The 18,535-nt window shown below is 64.6% G+C and carries 17 protein-coding genes; 12 read left to right on the forward strand and 5 right to left on the reverse strand.

Features of this window, described 5'->3' with window-relative positions; genetic code table 11:
- Positions 1-352 precede the first annotated feature (352 nt).
- Complete coding sequence (locus ACFVJ3_RS30715) at positions 353-862, reverse strand: flavin reductase family protein (RefSeq protein WP_378455658.1); 510 nt, start codon at positions 860-862, stop codon at positions 353-355.
- Between the two features lie 87 nt (positions 863-949).
- Complete coding sequence (locus tag ACFVJ3_RS30720) at positions 950-2,131, reverse strand: acyl-CoA dehydrogenase family protein (protein WP_378455659.1); 1,182 nt, start codon at positions 2,129-2,131, stop codon at positions 950-952.
- Between the two features lie 521 nt (positions 2,132-2,652).
- Between ACFVJ3_RS30720 and ACFVJ3_RS30725 the strand changes: the two genes are divergently transcribed.
- From ACFVJ3_RS30725 to ACFVJ3_RS30755, 7 genes are all read left to right on the forward strand, one after another.
- Positions 2,653-4,188 carry a hypothetical protein gene (locus ACFVJ3_RS30725; RefSeq protein ID WP_378455660.1) on the forward strand — a complete coding sequence of 512 codons (1,536 nt, stop codon included), beginning with the start codon at positions 2,653-2,655 and terminating at the stop codon, positions 4,186-4,188.
- Positions 4,185-4,721, forward strand: a complete 537-nt coding sequence (locus ACFVJ3_RS30730; RefSeq protein ID WP_378455661.1) for an SCO family protein — start codon at positions 4,185-4,187, stop codon at positions 4,719-4,721. Before ACFVJ3_RS30725 ends, ACFVJ3_RS30730 begins: the two co-directional genes overlap by 4 nt.
- An 81-nt stretch (positions 4,722-4,802) precedes the next feature.
- Positions 4,803-5,351 (forward strand): hypothetical protein, encoded by a 549-nt coding sequence (locus ACFVJ3_RS30735; RefSeq protein WP_378455662.1) that lies wholly within the window; start codon positions 4,803-4,805, stop codon positions 5,349-5,351.
- Between the two features lie 58 nt (positions 5,352-5,409).
- A complete protein-coding gene (locus tag ACFVJ3_RS30740; protein WP_378455663.1) occupies positions 5,410-7,140 on the forward strand; it encodes a sigma-54-dependent Fis family transcriptional regulator in 1,731 nt (576 codons plus the stop codon).
- A gap of 49 nt (positions 7,141-7,189) precedes the next feature.
- Positions 7,190-8,650, forward strand: a complete 1,461-nt coding sequence (locus ACFVJ3_RS30745) for an aldehyde dehydrogenase family protein (protein WP_378455664.1) — start codon at positions 7,190-7,192, stop codon at positions 8,648-8,650.
- Positions 8,651-8,702: 52 nt separating this feature from the next.
- Positions 8,703-9,836, forward strand: a complete 1,134-nt coding sequence (locus ACFVJ3_RS30750) for an NAD(P)-dependent alcohol dehydrogenase (RefSeq protein WP_378455665.1) — start codon at positions 8,703-8,705, stop codon at positions 9,834-9,836.
- Positions 9,833-11,413 carry a class I adenylate-forming enzyme family protein gene (locus ACFVJ3_RS30755; protein ID WP_378455666.1) on the forward strand — a complete coding sequence of 527 codons (1,581 nt, stop codon included), beginning with the start codon at positions 9,833-9,835 and terminating at the stop codon, positions 11,411-11,413. The genes ACFVJ3_RS30750 and ACFVJ3_RS30755 overlap by 4 nt, the downstream gene beginning before the upstream one ends.
- 98 nt (positions 11,414-11,511) lie before the next feature.
- Here the strand turns inward: ACFVJ3_RS30755 and ACFVJ3_RS30760 are convergent, their stop codons facing one another.
- Positions 11,512-11,844 carry a hypothetical protein gene (locus ACFVJ3_RS30760; protein WP_378455667.1) on the reverse strand — a complete coding sequence of 111 codons (333 nt, stop codon included), beginning with the start codon at positions 11,842-11,844 and terminating at the stop codon, positions 11,512-11,514.
- Between the two features lie 110 nt (positions 11,845-11,954).
- Between ACFVJ3_RS30760 and ACFVJ3_RS30765 the strand changes: the two genes are divergently transcribed.
- Together ACFVJ3_RS30765 and ACFVJ3_RS30770 are read left to right on the forward strand one after the other, a co-directional pair.
- Positions 11,955-13,088: an IS630 family transposase gene (locus ACFVJ3_RS30765; protein ID WP_378455676.1), complete on the forward strand. Its 1,134-nt coding sequence runs from the start codon at positions 11,955-11,957 to the stop codon at positions 13,086-13,088.
- A gap of 437 nt (positions 13,089-13,525) precedes the next feature.
- Positions 13,526-13,678 (forward strand): hypothetical protein, encoded by a 153-nt coding sequence (locus tag ACFVJ3_RS30770; protein WP_378455668.1) that lies wholly within the window; start codon positions 13,526-13,528, stop codon positions 13,676-13,678.
- A gap of 114 nt (positions 13,679-13,792) precedes the next feature.
- Here the strand turns inward: ACFVJ3_RS30770 and ACFVJ3_RS30775 are convergent, their stop codons facing one another.
- Positions 13,793-14,086, reverse strand: coding sequence for a hypothetical protein (locus ACFVJ3_RS30775; protein ID WP_378455669.1), 294 nt, complete (start codon positions 14,084-14,086; stop codon positions 13,793-13,795).
- A 136-nt stretch (positions 14,087-14,222) separates the two neighbouring features.
- Here ACFVJ3_RS30775 and ACFVJ3_RS30780 point away from each other — a divergent pair, with 136 nt between their 5' ends.
- On the forward strand, positions 14,223-14,558 hold the full coding sequence (locus ACFVJ3_RS30780; protein ID WP_378455678.1) for a hypothetical protein: 336 nt from the start codon (positions 14,223-14,225) through the stop codon (positions 14,556-14,558).
- 161 nt (positions 14,559-14,719) lie between these two features.
- Here ACFVJ3_RS30780 and ACFVJ3_RS30785 read toward each other — a convergent pair whose 3' ends face one another.
- Positions 14,720-15,550: a LacI family transcriptional regulator gene (locus tag ACFVJ3_RS30785; RefSeq protein WP_378455670.1), complete on the reverse strand. Its 831-nt coding sequence runs from the start codon at positions 15,548-15,550 to the stop codon at positions 14,720-14,722.
- Between the two features lie 584 nt (positions 15,551-16,134).
- Between ACFVJ3_RS30785 and ACFVJ3_RS30790 the strand changes: the two genes are divergently transcribed.
- Positions 16,135-17,823: an IS1634 family transposase gene (locus ACFVJ3_RS30790; RefSeq protein ID WP_378455671.1), complete on the forward strand. Its 1,689-nt coding sequence runs from the start codon at positions 16,135-16,137 to the stop codon at positions 17,821-17,823.
- Between the two features lie 107 nt (positions 17,824-17,930).
- On the forward strand, positions 17,931-18,535 hold a 605-nt coding region (locus tag ACFVJ3_RS30795; protein WP_378455677.1), incomplete at its 3' end, for an ISAzo13 family transposase.

Here is an 18,535-nt window from a genome sequence, read left to right on the forward strand (position 1 = left end):
TGCTTGAAGGACAGTCAAGGGCCCGTGTCAACTCATCAGAAATGCCCGCGTAGGTCCATTCGTTGCCTCGCCGCCGAAGACGCGAGCGACCTGCTAGACGACTGCTAGACGGGGGCCGACAAGGTCGCCAAAGGAGTCATCCTTGACGAACTGCGTCACACGACTGGCCGAAAGCGTGACCACGCGCGCAAGGCACGGCGCACAGCGTTGACCTCAACTGATGCGACGAACGACGCTATGACACCTCTGCAGAGTTTTTTGCTGCTCAGTCAGATTCGTGGCAGCGAGGGCGCGGTTGAAGTCTTGCGCGTCCGTCACACGATCCGTCGACGCCGAGTCGCGCCGGGCGAGATCAAGACTTGTCGGTCAAGCGGGTCATCTTCCCCTCGGCGAAGAGGAGGGGACGACCGGCATGAGCGGACGCATCCACGTCGAGGACCTCCGCCAGCATCAGCTGGTGATCGCCTGCCGGAACGATGGAGTGCGGTCGAGTGTGAAAGGTCATCACCGCCGACGCGATCACTGGTGTTCCATGGCCGGAGAGCGACCACTCGAGGGAATCGAACCGTTGTTCGAGCGGGAGCCGAAAACTGTCCGCCGTGATCGTATCGTCCTGATCGAGCACCGAGAACGAATGGCGGTCGAGGCCCGACAGCACTGAAAACGTTGTCGAGCTGTTGTCTCCGAAGAATCCGACGAGCAGCGGGTCCAACGACACGGTGGTGAAGGTCCCGACTACCATTCCGACCGGAGCTTCGTCTCGCATTCCCGCCGCCACGACAACCGTGGTGGGAAGCAGTCGGCAGAGCTGCCTGAAGTGTGTCGCATCGATTCGACTCGGGCGTGCGTGGGTTGTAGTCATGGATACGGGATCTCTTTCGGTCAGCAGCCGGCTGGGTTTACGACGAGTCGGTGGCTTGCTCTTTCGGACGTCAGTTCCTGCGGGAGATCAGTGCGGGCCGATCGGCTCCAGGCCGAGTTGTTCCTGGCCGTACATGGCGTAGATGCCATCGACGTCCAGGGTCACGTGGCGGGTCCCCGCGACGACGTCGCGCCAGAACCGCTGCAACGGCACGTTCAGCGACGTAGCAGAGGCGCTGGCACCTTCTACCAGGATGGTCACTGCCTCGAGCGCCTGACGGGTCGCGAATCCGATGTCGCGGCGCAGGCGAACCCGCTCCGCGACGGATACTTCGTCACCAGCCCTCACACGGCTCTCGTGCACCTTCAGACCCGTCAGAAGCAGAGCCATCGCTGCGTCGATACGCGCCGCTGCATCGGCGATTCTGGCCTGGATGAACGGGTTGGCCGCCGCCGGAGCAGATGATCCGGCCTTGAGCGACGTTTTAACCTTTGTACGCATCGTGTCCACGAACCAGTCCAGTGCACCTTGGGCTGCACCCAACAGCGGCGCAACCAGAATGACGCCGCCGAGCGTGGAGAAATTCCAACGTGCCATCTCATTGCCGGGGATCTGGTGGCCGGGCGCCGCCTCGAGCGTGATGTCGTCCAACCGCACGACCCGACGGTGCGGCACGAACAGCGGCTCCTTGCGAATCAACGTCTTACTACCCGACCCGGCGAGGCCAGCGACCTGCCAGCTGTCCTGATCGATCTCGAGGTCCTTCATCTCGACCATGAACCATGTGGTAACCGGCGCGCCGTCGAACTTCGTGACGGCAGAGACCACGGCCCAGTCCGAGTTGTCGGAGTTACTGGAATAGCCCCAACTCCCCCAGATCTCGTAGCCTCCGTCGACCTCACGCGCCTTGCCGGTCGGGATCCCGGACAGACAGACGAGGTTGCCGGGCGAGTCTCCCCAAATTTCCTCCTGGACCTCCAGGGGCCAATAACTGGCGAACCAGGAACACGAGTTCCCGACCAACACCGCCCACCCCGTACTGCCGCATGCCCTGCCCAGCTCAAACCCCACCTCGAGCCATGTCGTCGGCCCAGTCTCGAACCCTCCGAACCGCTGCGGTTGGCAAAGGCGGTGCAGGCCGGCCTCCTTGATCAGACGCGTAGTTTCCTCTCCGACCCTCCCTGCGTCCTCGGTCTTCCTTGCCGAGGCTGCGAGCACCGGCCGGAGTGCCCGAGCTCGTTCGAGGAGTTCGGCCTCACGCGGGGCCACGTCGAGTTCCGTTGCAAGTGAGATACCCAATGTATTACTGCCCTTCTGATGTAAGCAGGCTGGTGCAACCAATTGATGATTTGTCCGCCATAGACGACATCTTGTCCATCATGCACGTCAGTCGACCGATGTGTCAAGGGTCACAACCGATTCTCGACGATCTGGGTCTAGCCGAAAGGCCTTGCCGCACAGCCACTCAATGACTGACAGCCTTTCGTCACCGTCGTCGGCGCGGCTGCGACACCAGGCGGATGCCCACACGGCTTTCTTCGACACGGAGCGTGACTGCACGTGTTCGTAATCGGAACACTTGCCTCCGACAGGACAGGGCATTGTGAACCATGTCACTACCATTGGTGTTGGTCTGGCAAGCCGACCCGTCGAGTGCGCCTGCAGAACATCAACAGAATTGCGTTTTGACGCGGAGAACACGTCTGTCGGCGGGTTCCACAGGAAGGGATCAACTAGTGTCGTCGCTGAAGACCGGGCCAGAGCGAGACGTTCGAGACGTCGGAGCCGTATTGACCGCGGAGCAACTCGGCCACATCCGGCATTTCGACAATCTGTCACGGCAATTGCCGAACGACTGGTCATTGATGCAGGGCAAGGGAATTGGACAGTTTGATTTCGGCGCGATTCGGTTCCAGGTCGCTTACATGGCGTACGGGCTTGCACTTGCTCACGTCCATCGCTTGCCTAACGCGCCGGGGGTGTTCAAACCCGTCTTCGAACGTTTGATCGAGAAGATTCTCCTGCCCGAGGCGTGGTTGTACTGGCGCGACGTCAGTCGGGGCGGTGCGGTGTTTAACGCCCACCTGGCGGAGAAGTACCACGAGGAGTGGAACCCGGTCGCCCGTGACAACATCATGTACAGCGCCTACGTGCAGTCGATGTCGCTGATGTATCACTACCTCTTCGGCGATGACCGATATGCGCAGCCCGGTGCTCTGGCCTTCGACTATTGGTCCTTCTTCTGGGGCGGAGAGCCGAAGCATTTCGAATATGACGAGAACTCCCTCAATGAGCATCTGTATTGGCAGATGGTCGAGAGCGGTTATCTCGGCGTCGCCTGCGAGCCCAACTGCACCTTTCAGATCTGCAACCAACCCGCGATCCTCGGGTTCCGCATGCACGATCTGGTGACCGGTGAGAATGTAGCGGCCGAGGTCACCCGCAGCTACGAGCAGGCCTGGGCACAATTAGGCAGGCTTGATTCGACCGGTCATTACAACATGATGCTTACGCAGGACTCCGGCACCGTCTTCCCCAACGAGTCGGCCGCCCCATGGATCGACGCCTGGTGCGGAACGCTGATGAACACGTGGAACACCGAGTTCGTCCACTCCCATTACCCCCAGCAGATCCAGGACCTGGTGGTCGAGGGCCCGGACGGTACGAAGTCCGTGCGTACCCCACCCGACTTGCAGGTGATGGGTCAGACCGTCATCAACGACACGTGCGACTTCGGGTGGGTCGCGACATGGGCATCGGAGATGGGCGACACGGCCACCCTGGACGGGCTCCTCGCTCACGCCGACCGTTTCATGAAGCCGACGTGGCGGGACGGCGGTCTGTTCTACCCACGTAATGACACCGAAGCCGACGACCACGGCAATCGCACCGTCGTCGAGCCGTTAACCGGCAACGCTCTCCTGGGATATGCCCGCCTGAATATCCCGGACGGCATGCGGAAGTTGTACAACGAGCCCTGGGGGCCAGAGCATTTCACCGAACCGGCACTGACCGCCGTCTCGGGTGACATCGCGGTGAGCCAAGCACGCTTCTCTTCGGCTTCGAATGTGCTGACCTTCCGCGTGCAGCGACATGGTGATCGTGACGGAGACGGGTCGATCGTGCTGGGCAACGTCGCCGACAGAAGGCGGTGGTCTTTGACGGAGAACGGGGTGATCGTCGCGACCGGTCGGGCGGGCGAATCGCTCACGTTGGGACATCCGTCCGACGGTGCTATTGAGGTCGATCACGTCGAGGGTGGTGTCAGAGTCCGGGTGCCTGCCGGCGCACCGCGCACATTGCTTCTCGAGGTGTCCCCACAATGAGGGAGGCGGCAATGGAAATGAATGAGAGTACGAGCAGGCCCGCCGGGCGACACATCGGGGGAACATTCGACCTCGTCGACCACGATGGGCGCGCGGTTACCGAAAAGACCTACCTCGGCAGCTATGCGGTAATCTTCTTCGGCTTCACGCACTGCAAAATGGTGTGCCCGCGCGCTCTGCACCGCCTCTCGACGGTGCTCGATCGCCTAGGACCGCTGGCCGACCGGGTCCAGCCGCTCTACATCACCGTCGACCCGGAGCGGGACTCACCGGACGTGATGAGAGAGTTTCTCTCCTCTGACTATCCGCGGTTCACGGGCCTGACGGGCTCAGCAGTGCAAATCGGGAAAGCGAAGAAATCCTTCCGCGTGTTCTCCACGACGGTCACCGACCCGGACGATCCGGACGGCTACCAAATGCCGCACTCGGCGTTCACTTATGTCCTTGGCCCGGATGGGTCGTACGTCACGCACTTCACCGATGCCGTCGACGAGGATGAATTGGTGTCCCGGCTGTCGTCACTGTTGCGGTGATTTTGCACGCTGCCAGCGCCGGAACGGCTCGACGTCCGCGCGCCGCTGACGACAGTAGAGCAAGCGAGGTTCGAAAGTCCGATGCACGCCCACCCACTGATCCAGACGCTCATGTTCGTCGGCCTTGTCGGTGCGGCACTGCCCCTTTTCTGGGGGCAGTGCCGCACGCTCGAGGTATGGGTTGCGCACCTGGCGATGGTGGTGGTGATGGCGACAATGTTCATCCCGGGTGGCAGCGCAGGGTGGGTAAGTGTGGTCGCCGGGTGCGTTCTGCTCGCTCTGGCGATGTGGGTGACCTCCGACATCGCGGATCGCTCGACCGCCCTTCCCTGCGCAGCAGACCTGACGGCGATGTCGTTGATTCTTGTGTTCGTTTCGCCAGCCATGGCGTCTGCGGATGCGGTACCCCGATCAGACGACGATTATCAGACTTCCTTCCACGACCATCACGTAGCGGGTGGGGCGACGACTATTACTTCCTGGCTTGGCCCACTCGTCTTGATGTGCTGGGCGGGAATTGTGCTGTTCCCCCTCTTCGCGCGCCGCCGCGAACCGACCGGTCGACATGCGAATATCACTGCCGCCTCGGGCATACTGATGCTGACCGGAATGGTGCCGATGGCAGCATGACGAGCAACGATGAACACAACCCGCCCGGGATGCGGAATTCGGGTGAGTGGAGCATGAGATGACGACATCTGAGCAGAACCCGAACCAGCCGACTCTGCGTCGACCGGAAATCGAGCTCGCGTGGCGCCGCGCGACGATGAGTGGTCTCGATCCCGGCATGGAGGTTCGCGAAACCGCGATCAGCGATGTCGAGACACGCAGCACCCTCTCGATCGCTGCCGGACCTGTCTTGGACAAAATGGTCGATGAATTGGCAGATACCCGGTTCTCGATCCTCCTTGCCGACCGGACCTCTCGTATCGTCGACCGCCGTGTGACGAGCAGCGCGATCGGCCGGGCACTCGACCGTGTCCTCGCCGTTCCCGGATTCCAATATCTGGAAGAGGTGAGTGGAACGAACTCGTTGGCCACCGCCTTCGAGCTTCGCCGTCCGATTGCGGTGACCGGTGAGGAGCACTTTCTCGAAGCGCTGCGCTGTTTCTGCTGCTACGGAGTCCCGATCATCCATCCGGTCACCCACCGGCTCGAGGGGGTCATCGACGTCTCCGGCCCCGTCGCCGACGCGACCACCCTATTGGGGCCTTTCCTGATGCGGGCGGCCCGCGACATCGAAGAACGCCTTCTCGAAGGATCTCGGGTGGCGGAGAAGCAACTCCTCGCCGAGTTCCAAGCCCACGCGAACCAACGACGGCACGCGGTGGTCGCCCTCGGCGAGAACCTCGTGCTGACGAACACCGCGGCCGTCGACCTCGTCAAAGGATCCGACCATGTCGCCCTGCGTGCCATCGCAGCGGATCTTCCCGGCACTGCGCCCGTCGAACGTTCACTGACCCTCTCCTCCGGTACCGAAGTGTCCGTCCGGGCCCGGGCCGTCAGCGGAAGCCACGGCGGCGCGCTCTTCGAGATCACCCAAGAGGACATCCCCAGAACGCGCCGGACCGCCGGACCTTCCACCGCACCAGTAATCAGCACACAGGACAACGCCCCACCCCGGAACGGACTGTCCCGGACCATCTTGATTACCGGGGAACCGGGAACCGGCAGAACCACCACCGCTCGGACGATGGCGGGGGCAGACTGCACGGTTTCCGATGCCGCCGACGCGATCGAGGACGAAAGACAGTGGTTTCTCGACGTGCGGTCAGCGTTACGCGAGGACGGCACACCAGTTGTGATCGACAACCTCCACGCCCTCAGCCCGTGGTTGGCCGATCAGCTCACCGCGCCCGTGCGGGTCAGCCGGAACCAGGTCGTCCTCACCAGCGCGCCGCTCACCGAACTCGGCACCGCCCACCGCGCCCTCGCCTCGTTGGCGCTGACCCGGCACGAACTGCAACCTCTGCGCAGTTATCCACACAAGCTCGCTTCAGTGGCCAAATCCGTTCTGGCAGAGATACTTCCCGATTCAGCTGTCGAGCTCGCCCCGTCCGCCCTCCAGCTTCTCGCCGCACAACCGTGGCCCGGAAACATCCGCGAACTGCGTGCAGTTCTTCAGTACGCCGCTCGCGGCCGAGAACGCGGAATGATCATCGAATCCGATCTCCCCGAAACGGTGCGGATGAACACACAGTCGACCCGGACACTGACCTTGATGGAGACGGCCGAACGCGACGCCATCGTCGCCGCCCTGCGTGCGTCCCACGGGAACAGAGCTGCTGCAGCCGCGGAACTCGGCATCGGACGGACGACCCTCTACGACCGTCTGCGCCGGTACGGCATCACCGATGCCGAACCACGGACCAGTGTTCGTAATCGGAACAGTTCAACCGTCCGGGATCGACGAATGTGAGTAGAGCCACTCCATTCGGGAGTGGCCGTACTCACAAAGGATGAATCTGGTGACCGTTCAAGCCCAGTCCCGAGTCCACCTCGACGCGCAGTTCCCGATGACGATCGGCGGTGAGGCCGTCACCAGCGAAGGCACCGCACCGGTATACAACCCGGCAACCAAAGAGACCATCGCCCGCGTGCCGGTCGCCTCCCGAGCCGACCTCGATGCCGCCGTCGCGGCGGCAAGAGCCGCGTTCGTCACCTGGTCTGCGACGCCGCTCGAGGAGCGTCAGTCGATCGTGGCGGCCATCGGTGACCGACTCGAGGCGCACGCCGAGGAGTTCCTCGCACTGCTGACGGCCGAACAGGGTAAGCCCCGGTCGATGGCGGAGTGGGAGGTCTACGGCTCCGTGGCGTGGTTCCGGGAGATCGCCACCCAATCGTTGCCCGAGGAAATCCTCGTCGACGACTCCGAACGCCGGGTCATCAGCCGCCACACCCCGCTCGGCGTCGTAGGCGCGATCGTGCCGTGGAATTTCCCGATCCTGTTGGCGGTGTGGAAGATCGCGCCGGCCTTGGTCGCCGGCAACACGATCATCGTCAAACCGTCCCCGTTCACCCCGCTGTGCGACCTCAAGTTGGTCGAACTCGTTCAGGACCTTCTTCCCCCCGGTGTTCTCAGCGCGGTCAGCGGCGACGACGACCTCGGCAAGTGGATGACCGCGCATCCCGATATCGCCAAGATCGCCTTCACCGGCAGCACGGAGACGGGACGCCACGTGATGAGCTCGGCCGCCGGCACCTTGAAACGGATCACCCTCGAACTCGGCGGCAACGATCCGGCGATCGTGCTCGGCGACGTCGACCCGGCGAAGGTCGCTCCGCAGATCTTCTGGGCCGCCTTCCAGAACAACGCCCAGTTCTGCAACGCCGCCAAACGCATCTACATTCACGACAGCGTCTATGACGCGGTGCGCGACGAGCTGGTCAAGTACGCGCGAACCGTCAAGGTCGGCAACGGATCCGAAACCGACACACAACTCGGCCCGATCCAGAACCTGCAGCAGTACGAAAAGGTCCGCGAATACTTCGACGACTGCACCGCGAACGGATACACCTTCGCACTCGGCGGGCAGATCGACCCGAACGCCGACGGGTGGTTCATACCCGTCACCCTGGTCGACAACCCGCCCGAGGACTCCCGCCTCGTCGCCGAGGAGCCCTTCGGCCCGATCCTGCCGCTGCTGCGGTGGACCGACGAAGCCGACGTGATCACCCGGGCCAACAACACCATCTGGGGACTCGGCGCAACGGTGTGGGGGGAGGATCTCGAGGCCATCGAGCGGATCGGGCGTCAGCTCGAGGCCGGCACAGTCTGGCTCAACGAGGTGCATCAGTACTCCCCGCACCAGGTGTTCGGCGGACACAAGCAGTCCGGCATCGGCGCCGAGAACTCCATGCACGGGCTCGCCGAGTACACCAACCATCAGAGCATCACCCTCAACAAGGCGCGCAACGTCGTCTCCTGACCGCACCGACCGCTGCGCCGATACCTCGCCTGACCACGAAGGAACTTTCTTGATGGACACCACCGCTGCCGTTCTGCGCTCCGCCGACGGCCCGCTCACGCTCGAGACGTTGCACATCGACGCCCTGCGCCCGCACGAGGTCCTCGTCCGAGTCGTCGGATCCGGAATCTGCCACACCGACCTCGGCGTCATCGCCGGCCACGAACCCGAGCAATCTCCGATTGTGTTGGGCCACGAAGGTTCTGGCATCGTCGACGCCGTCGGATCCGAGGTCACCACCCTCGCGCCGGGCGATCACGTGGTGCTCTCCTACAACTTCTGCGGCCAATGTGACAACTGTGTCGAACACAACGTGCCCATGCACTGCCGGCAGTTCGTCGAACTCAACCTCGTCGGAGCCCGCATCGACGGCAGCACCGCACTGACCCACGGCGACGAACTGATCCGTGGCCACTTCTTCGGCCAATCGTCCTGGGCGGCCCACGCCGTCGCCAACGAGCAGAACTGCGTCAAGGTATCTCGCGACCTGCCCCTGGAACTTCTCGGCCCCCTCGGGTGCGGCATTCAGACCGGCGCCGGCGCGGTCCTGAACACCCTGCGGCCCGATGCCGGCTCCTCGATCGTCATCTTCGGTGTCGGATCAGTGGGCCTGGCCGCACTGCTCGCCGCGGTGGCCGCCGACTGCGGCACCATCATTGCCGTCGACATCCAGCAGTCCCGACTCGAGCAGGCCACCAAGCTCGGCGCCACGCACACCATCAACTCGGCCACCGAGGACGTCGTCGCCAGGGTCCGTGACATCACCGGCGCCGGCGCCCAGTACTCGGTCGACTGCATCGCACTGCCGCCGGTGCTGCGCAGCGCTCTCGAATGCCTACAGTCCCCCGGCGTCTGCGCCACCGTCGGATTCCAGGGCATGTCCAACGAGATCACACTCGATCAGGGCCATCTCCTGTTCGGTCGCACCCTGGTCGGCGTCATCGAAGGCGACGCCATCCCCGCCGAGTTCGTCACCCGCATGATCGACCTGTATCAGGCTGGCCGTTTCCCCTTCGACGAACTGATCACCACCTTTCCATTCGAACGAATCAACGACGCCCTCGACGCGGTCCACCGCGGCGAGGTCACCAAGGCCGTCTTGACCTTCGACACCACCACCGGCCCAGTCGAAAGTGAAGAGCAGTGAACGATCTCCCCGCCGTGGCGCTCCCCTCGACCGGCCCCGGTCAGATCCTCCCGTTCGCTGCCGCCCGCCACCCCGACAAGGTCGGGTTGGTGGTCGGCGACCGCCGGCTGACCTACCGGGAACTCGACCGACTCTCCGACAATGTCGCAGCCTCCCTGCGACACCGGGGTATCGAGGCTGGGGATGTGGTCTCGCTATACGGTCAGAACAGTTGGGAATGGATCGTCAGCTACCACGGCGCCCTCAAAGCCGGCGCCGTGGTCAACCCCGTCAATGTGATGCTCACCGGCCCAGAACTGTCCTACGTCCTGAGCGATTGCAACGCGAAAGTGGTGTTCGCCGGGCCCGCTCAGGCGCAGACCGCATCCGGTGCCCTCGCCGCGATTTCGTCAGTCGAGCTGTTCTCCGTCTTCGACACCGCCGGTGACGCATCCGTACCGCAGAACGCCGTCCCGTGGACCCAGTTCCTGGCCTCGGTACAAGGCATGCCGGCCCCGCCGACACCGGAGGTGGCGCCAAAAGACCTGTGCTGCATCGGATACACCTCGGGGACCACCGGGCACCCGAAAGGAGCGATGCAGACGCACCAGGCCGTATTGCTCAACTGTGCCCTGACCGCGACCATGCACGGCCGGCGCGACGACGACATCGTGGTCACCGCGCTTCCCGCCGCCCACGTATACGGGAACGTCGCCATCAACAGCACGTTCCTGGCCGGCGGTACGGTGGTGTTGATGGAACGGTTCGACGCAGGTCAGACGCTTCGCCTGATCGCTACCGAGAACGCCACCATGTTCGAGGGTGTCCCCGCCACGTACTCGATGATGCTGGCCGACCCGATATTCGAGACCACCCAACTGTCGAGTCTGCGCAAGAGCACCATCGGCGGACAAACCTTCAGCCCGAGCCTGGCCGAACGCTGGCTGTCACGAGTCGCGGGACCGATGCTGGAACTGTGGGGGATGACCGAGATCGCCGGGCTCGGCACTACCCACTCCGTCTACGCTCCCCCCGTCCCGGGATCGATCGGCGTCTCCCTTCCCGGCATCGAAATCAAGATCGCCCCCATCGACGGCAGCACCGGGGACGTACCCACCGGCACCCCCGGTGAACTCGTCGTGCGCGGGCCACTGGTCATGACCGGATACTACGGCCGCCCAGATGCCACCGCCGAGGTCCTCAGCCCCGACGGGTGGCTTCGCACCGGTGACGTCGCGTACATGGACGACACCGGCCACTACTTCGTGGTCGACCGACTCAAGGACATGATCCTCACCGCCGGATACAACGTCTACCCGGCGGAGATCGAACGGGTCATCAGCGCGCATCCGCAGGTGACGATGGTCGCGGTCGGCAAACGCCCGGACGAGGTGAAAGGGGAAGTCGCGGTGGCCTACATCGTCGCCGCACCCGGCAGCGACCTCGACGGCGCAACGATTCTGGAGTACTGCCGAGAGCACCTCGCCGCCTACAAACGGCCCCGTGAAGTCGTCTTCGTCGACGCCCTCCCCACGACATCCTCGGGGAAGTTGATGCGCCGCAAACTCAGCGAACTCGATTCCACCCCCGCCCGGTGAACGAGTCACGAAGACCATCAGCAACAGCACCCAGTCCGTTCAAGTAGACCTTCATTTGGTGCCGCACTAAGTGGTCTGATTCGTTAATTCGTCGGGGGTTATTGCCAGGCGGTGGGGTCGGCGAGGTAGAGCCCGCAGGCGCAGTCGAGTGCGTCCTCGGGGGTGCCGGCGAAGTCGCCGCTGGGCAGGATCGAGTCCTGGTACTTGCCGGTGCTGGCGAGGTGGATCGCGAATCCCCACGAGCGGGCCGATCCTCCGTAACGCAGCCGCATCAGCGGTAGGACGGTGCCGTCCGGCAGTGTCGCGTCGACGTAGGCGAAGGATCCTCGAAATCGGGCGTCGACGTCACGCAGTTGCGGCCAGCGGGCGCGGGCATGGTCGAACAACCGAAGGCGCAGCGAGTTCTTCGTCGATTCCGGTGGTGTCGGCACAGTGTTCATCGTGCCCGATGACCACCCGTGTCGGTCACCTATCTCGGGGGTGTCGCACGCGAAGGTTGGGGCATGTGTGGTGAATGTGACCTGATGGTGCTGCTGTGGCGATGGTCAGTCCGTTCCAGGTCGTGTTGGACGACGTCGACCGCGTCGAGCTCGAGCGGCGGGTGCGGGCGGGCAACACCGCGCAGAAGGTGGTGCTGCGCGCGGTGATCGTGTTGATGGCCGCCGACGGCGCCTCGAACGCGGCCATCGCCGACGAGCTCGGCATCTGTGTCGATACCGCCCGCAAGTGGCGGGCCCGATTCTGCGCCAAGGGCATCAAGGCACTGGTCGACGCGCCCCGTTCGGGGCGCCCACCGGTGTACACCCCCGCAGAGGTGGCCCGGGTCAAGGCGTGGGCGTGTGAGTTGCCTGCCGAGCACCAGCTGCCTCTGTCGCGGTGGAGCGCCCCGGAACTGGCCCGCCAGCTGCTGACCGACGGGATCAGTGCCTCGGCGTCGACGGTCCGCCGCTGGCTCGCCCAGGACGCCCTCAAACCCTGGCAGTACCAGTCGTGGATCTTCATCCGGGATCCACAGTTCGAGGCCAAGGCGGCGGTGGTGTTGGACCTGTATGCCCGCATCTACCAGGGCGTCGAGCTGGGCGCGGACGAGTACGTGATCTCCGCGGATGAAAAGCCCTCCATCCAGGCCCGCCAGCGCTGCCACGACACGCAGCCGGCCGGCAAGGGACGTCCGATGCGCGTCAATCACGACTACCGCCGCGGTGGGGCATTGGCGTATCTGGCGGCCTACGACGTGCACCGGGCGACGGTGTTCGGTCGATGCGAACAGTCCACCGGCATAGTGCCGTTCACCGCCCTGGTCGATCAGGTCATGACCTGCGAGCCCTACGCCTCTGCGGAGCGGGTATTTTGGATCGTCGACAACGGCTCCTCGCACCGGGGCCGGGCCGCGATCGATCGGCTGTCCGCGAGGTACCCGAACGCGGTGATGGTGCACACCCCGGTGCACGCGTCGTGGCTCAATCAGGTCGAGATCTTCTTCTCCATAGTCCAACGCAAAGTGCTCTCGCCCAACGATTTCGAAGTCCTCGATGCTGTCGAACGGCGCCTGCTCGCCTTCGAGGAACGGTACAACGCCACCTCCGTGCCGTTCAAGTGGCGGTACACCACCACCGACCTGCACCGGCACCTCGAACGACTCGACCAGCCCGACCGAACCCTACAAGCGGCATGACCCCCGACGAATTAACGGATCAGACCACTAAGGTCGGCGGCGGCGTAACGCCTGGGAACCCCGTCCCGCCGCCCGCGGCCCCGCCGGCGCTCGCTACGAGATTGCTTCCGGAGCCGGGGGTCTCACTTCTCCATGCCATTACAACGTAACATTGTGAGGATTCAACCCAGAAGAGGCAATGGGGACTCTGATCGATCCGACCAGCAGCAGCACCTCTACCAGGGCATCTACGACGAGAAGCCCGACACCACCCCGGAACGACACGGCGACTTCGAGCAGGTGGACTGGCAGATGCAGTTCTTGTCCTCACTGACGAGGAGGTTGACCGATCGGCACCGGGACGCGGGGGTGTACGAGGTCGAGAGACTGGAATGGGCCGACTCACGGATGACTCTGGTTGTGCGCGTGTGGTTTAGAGATACATCCCACTTGGTCGGGTGGCAAGAGCATTTGCCGACCGTGGATTTACTCCGGACGATCCCCATGTGGTGGCCGGCGCGCGGCACACGGGCGAGTTCTTCCCCGGCTACGTACCGAATCCGTACCTGCCGGGCGCCGACGGGATCCACTGGATTCGCAGACGAGGATGAGCCCAAAAACCACTTTTACCAGGACTGACGACACGTCCCTCCCGACGAGAGTGCCCCGCATCGGCATCGATGCGGGGCACTCGGCTCAGAGGGGACAGCGGAGGCTGCTGCCGGTTATCCGCGTGAGAGTCCGGGCTGGATCTGGATCTGCCCGGGGTTGGCCTTGGTCTTGCCGACCGTCCATTCGCCGTTCGCACCGCACACCAGGGCGCCATTGCGATCGCCGGGCTTGCCGTACGTCACCGTCTCGTTGCCTTGGGAGTCCGTGTTCACGATCGGACACGGACCACCGGTGGGACCGTTCGGGCCGATCGGCTCGGCCTGAGCGACGGACGCCGCCCCGACCGCACCCAGGATCGAAAAGGCAGTGAAGGCGATAGCGGCAACGGTTCGGCGGGCGTTGATCATTCAGTTCTCCTGAGGATGTCGGGGGAAGTGCGTCGGTGACACGTACAACTCTGCCCACTCCAGCGCCCGATCTGAAGCAACCCCAGGGGTCCGTTCGCCCACCCCGGGGCGGGGAAACACCCCACCCCAACACCAAGTGAGAAGCGGACCGGTCGATATCGAATCCGGATACACCGAGCCGGGCGTTCATACCCGCTACCGTTTCCGGGTAGGGACCACCTTCCACGGGCCGAGTCCGTGGCCGCACATCACCCGCGCCATCCGCACCCACGGAACCCGGCATGCCACGATCACCCACCTCGGCCAGGACGCCCCCACCCTCCTGCCGCTGTCGCCGGCGTCCTCGAGTTTGCTGTCGAGTGCCGGGATGGTGACACCCCTGAGATCGGTGCTGCCGCTCCGGGGCCGCCGGCGGCGAGGTCCGATCCGCGACCGCACCACCGACGCCCTCGACGCCGAGCTGCCCGAATAGCTATGGGACCCACGCCGAATGTTGCCGGTTGTCGTGCGGATACACCCTCGGTCGCGGACCCTCGAAATAGTACTGGGACCTGCCCGGGATCACCGTCAGAGCCAAACGGAAGTGTCAAACGCATCTCCGCGGCCTCTCAGTGGGGATCAGGCGGACAGCCTTCAACTCGGTTGTGCATCAGAGGCATCGACAGTTCGATGCAACTTCGCCGCGTGAAAGCGGTGCAGTGGTTCGGATGGAGGTGAGGTGGATACTTCAATGAGGAAGTCCATGGCCTCGTGGCCGAAACTGCGCGGGGCAAGATCTACTGCGAAGATCTGAGAATTTCCCAACTCACTGACGGGGTCGCCGGCCAGGGAGGCCACGCGAAAACCGTGCTCGCTGTTGACGTCGGGAGTCTTCCCGAGCGAGTGCAGCATCGGGAGGGCGCGCCCGGCCAATCCTTGGGGGCCGAACACGTTTGCGTCGACGGCGCATTCACCAGTCAATTTCTTGAGAGCAGCGAACAGTTCGTCCTCGTTGGGGTCTGCGGGTAAGAGGAGCATGTGCGGCTCGATGTCCTCACGGAGGCACCACTCTTCGAAGCTGCTCGTCGAGTCGGCGGCCCAATGGGGGCCGTGTAGTAATTCGAGGCCGACGTAACCCGGACGCCGCGTACCTGTTGATTTGAGTTGCTCGAGAACAAAGTCGACGACGGCGCGATGGTCGATCTCGATCGTTCCCACCGGTTGTGTGGGCAGTGGAAGGGGGCCGCTCCGTCCGGCGAAGACGATCGGGATCGCGGCCCGGCGCATCCTGTCGACTACCGGGTCGTCGTCGAGTGCATCGATGACGAGCGCGCCGTCGACCTGGAAGTGTTCGGACGTTCGCGTATGGAGCGTGAGATCTCGTCCGACGGACGCCGCTGCGTCCGCTGCTCCGAAGGCGAAATGCATGTAGAAAGACAGCCCTCGGACCTCCGAGAGAAGGTACAAACCGAACGCGCCGGTCATTCGCCGACGCAATGACCGGGCATTCAGCGCCTCCGCCTCGGTGTCCAGAAATCGCCCGCCCGCCCTCTGCGGGATCTCCCGCCGACTACCCCAACGTCAGATTGAAGTCACCGAGAAGCGAGGCAGTCACCGCATCCCGAGCCCACCCGTCAACGTCGAGCGGGGCCGTCAGCGCCGGTATCGTTCGTCTGTCGATCAGCATCAGCGCGAGTTCGTTTCGTCCGTGTCGGCACTCGTAGCGAAGCCCGTGAGCCGCGGGAGTGTTGGTCAGAATGTCGGTCGCGGTCCGACGAGTCTGCCCGTAGTCCCGCCAGGTGCACGCCGTCAGGAACGCATCCTGGCCGAGCCGGATCAGGTTCCGCTGCCCGTCCAGGACTGCGATGCGGCAGGTAACTCGTGGGTATCACCCTGGCGCTGCTTCGACTCTGACCGGACTTCCGCAGTTCGTAGGCATTTTCAGGCCTGCCGTGGAATGAAGGTGCAGGTCAGAGCGGTGCAGGGTGTCTGGAACGCGGAAATCTGTAGGCACACGACTTGCGGCGTGTCGGCTGGTGAAGCGGCATACGATGTGGTGTTGTGTAGGTATGTACCTGCGGGAGACGCGGCGGAAGAACAAGGACGGCTCGGTCGTGTCGTATCTGCAGCTCGCGCACAACGAGCGGCACCCGGACACCGGCTCGCCGACCGCGAAGGTGATCCACAACTTCGGCCGGGCCGAGACGGTGGACCGGGACGGGTTGGCCCGGCTGGTGTCGTCGATCTCGCGGTTCCTCGCCCCCGACCAGTCCGCCGCGGCGTCGACCGCGGGCGGGGAGGTGGAGATCCTCGACTGCCGGCGCCTCGGCGGGGCGTGGACGCTGGACCGGCTCTGGGACCGGCTGGGGATCACGGCGGCGATCCGCCGCGCCGCCGAGGGGCGGCGGCTCGACGCCGACGCGGTGGAGCGGGTGATCTTCACCCTCGTCGCCCAGCGCGCGCTCGAACCCGGCTCGAAGCTCGCGGCGACCGGCTGGGTGACCGAACGCGTCGCCATCGAGCACATGACCGCGTTGTCGGACGATCAGGCATACCGGGGCATGGACTTCCTCCTCGACGCCCTCGAGGATATCGCGGCGGATGTGTTCAATTCCGTTGCGCACCTGTTAAACCTGGATTTGGACATCGTTTTCGTCGATACGACGAGCACCTACTTCGAGACCGAGGGCCCGGAGCGGGCAGATCCGCCCAGCGACGACGGGGCCGGTAACCCGGCCGAGTCCGGGGCGCGGGAGTTCGGCCACTCCAAGGACTTCCGCACCGACCTGCCGCAGGTGGTGATCGCGATGGCCGTCACCCGCGACGGGATCCCGGTGCGCTGTTGGACCTTTCCCGGCAACACCGCCGACACCGCGATCATCCGCACCGTCAAGGACGACCTGGACGGGTGGAACCTGCGCCGGTTGGTCTGGGTCGCCGACCGTGGTTTCGCCTCCGCCGCGAACCGAGCGTATTTGACCCGCGGCGGCGGGCATTACATCCACGCCGAGAAGCTGCGCCACACCAATGCCGAGGCCGCCGCCGCTCTCGCCAGGCCTGGCCGCTACCACACCGTCGCCGGCAACCTACGGGTCAAGGAGGTGCACGTCGCGCCCGGCGGTGACGGGGACGGCGACGGCGGCGCCCGGACCAGGCGATTCGTGGTCTGCCACAACCCGGACCAGGCGGACCGCGACGCGTCCGTACGGGAGAACCTCGTCGCGCACCTCGAAGAGCTGATCGACGGTTCCGACACCTGGACGTCGCGCCGCCGCGACGAACTGGTCGGCTCGCTCAAATCCAAGCCGGGACTGCGACGGTATCTGCGGCGCACCAACACCGGGCTGCTGCGCATCGACCACACGGCGATCAAGACCGAGGCCGGCCTGGACGGCAAGTGGCTGCTGCGCACGTCCGACACCACCCTCACCCCGGAGGACCTGGCCGCCGCCTACAAGCAGCTGCTCGCCGTCGAAGCCGGGTGGCGCGACATGAAGGGCTCGCTCGGGCTGCGGCCGGTGTTTCATCACCGCGAGGACCGCATCCGCGCCCACGTCCAGTTGTGCTGGCTGGCGCTGCTGCTGATCCGGGTCGCCGAGACCGCCACCGGTGACACATGGCGCAGCATCCGTCACGAGCTCGACCGGATGCACCTGGTCACCCTCGCCACCGACCACGGCCGGGTGGTGCAACGCTCGGCCGTCACCGCCGGGCAGCGAAAGATCCTTAGGGCCTGTGACAAAATAATGTCGCTTTAGCTGGTTTCGGGCGTTACCGTTGAGCTATGACGGATGTGGCGGACTCGGTGGCGCGGCGGTATGCCGTGATGCGCCCGCATTTGACGGAGTTTCAGCGGCGGTTGTGGCTGGGCGCGGAGGCCGCCGAGTTGGGGCCTGGCGGGGTCGCGATCGTGGCCGCGGCGACCAGGGTCGCAGCCGACACGGTGCGTCGGGGTCGCAAGGAAGCCGGGAACGGGGCGGCTCCGGGTTCGGGGCGGTCCCGGCGACCGGGGGGCGGTCGTAAGCGCGCCGAGGCCCATGACGAGGGTCTGGTGGAGTCGTTCGAGTCGCTGATCGACCCGGTGACCAGGGGTGATCCGATGTCGCCGTTGCGGTGGACCTCGAAATCGATTCGCGCCCTGACCGCGGCTCTACGGGACAGGGGCCATCAGGTCAGCGATATGGTGACCCGGCGACTGCTCAGGGAGGGTGGATACAGTCTGCAGGCAGGCGCCAAGACCATCGAGGGCAACCAACACGCCGACCGCGACGCGCAGTTCCAGTACCTCAACGACCAGGCCGCAGACCACCTCGATGCCGGCGATCCGGTCATCAGTGTCGACACCAAAAAGAAGGAGCTCGTCGGAGCCTACAAAAACGCTGGCCGGGAGTGGCGGCCGTCCGGCGAACCGGAGCAGGTCAAGGTCCACGACTTCGTCGACCCCGTTCTGGGCAAGGCGAACCCGTACGG

Origin of the sequence: Rhodococcus sp. NPDC127593 (assembly GCF_042671975.1) — a bacterium.
Lineage (GTDB): Bacteria > Actinomycetota > Actinomycetes > Mycobacteriales > Mycobacteriaceae > Rhodococcus_F.

What these genes read in the sequence shown, in the direction of transcription:
- ACFVJ3_RS30735 (WP_378455662.1), top strand. Translation starts at nt 4,803, where the DNA reads ATGCACGCCCACCCACTGATCCAGACGCTCATGTTCGTCGGCCTTGTC.
- ACFVJ3_RS30750 (WP_378455665.1), top strand. Translation starts at nt 8,703, where the DNA reads ATGGACACCACCGCTGCCGTTCTGCGCTCCGCCGACGGCCCGCTCACG.
- ACFVJ3_RS30785 (WP_378455670.1), bottom strand. Translation starts at nt 15,550, where the DNA reads ATGACCGGCGCGTTCGGTTTGTACCTTCTCTCGGAGGTCCGAGGGCTG.
- ACFVJ3_RS30775 (WP_378455669.1), bottom strand. Translation starts at nt 14,086, where the DNA reads ATGATCAACGCCCGCCGAACCGTTGCCGCTATCGCCTTCACTGCCTTT.
- ACFVJ3_RS30715 (WP_378455658.1), bottom strand. Translation starts at nt 862, where the DNA reads ATGACTACAACCCACGCACGCCCGAGTCGAATCGATGCGACACACTTC.
- ACFVJ3_RS30740 (WP_378455663.1), top strand. Translation starts at nt 5,410, where the DNA reads ATGACGACATCTGAGCAGAACCCGAACCAGCCGACTCTGCGTCGACCG.
- ACFVJ3_RS30730 (WP_378455661.1), top strand. Translation starts at nt 4,185, where the DNA reads ATGAGGGAGGCGGCAATGGAAATGAATGAGAGTACGAGCAGGCCCGCC.
- ACFVJ3_RS30765 (WP_378455676.1), top strand. Translation starts at nt 11,955, where the DNA reads ATGGTCAGTCCGTTCCAGGTCGTGTTGGACGACGTCGACCGCGTCGAG.
- ACFVJ3_RS30790 (WP_378455671.1), top strand. Translation starts at nt 16,135, where the DNA reads ATGTACCTGCGGGAGACGCGGCGGAAGAACAAGGACGGCTCGGTCGTG.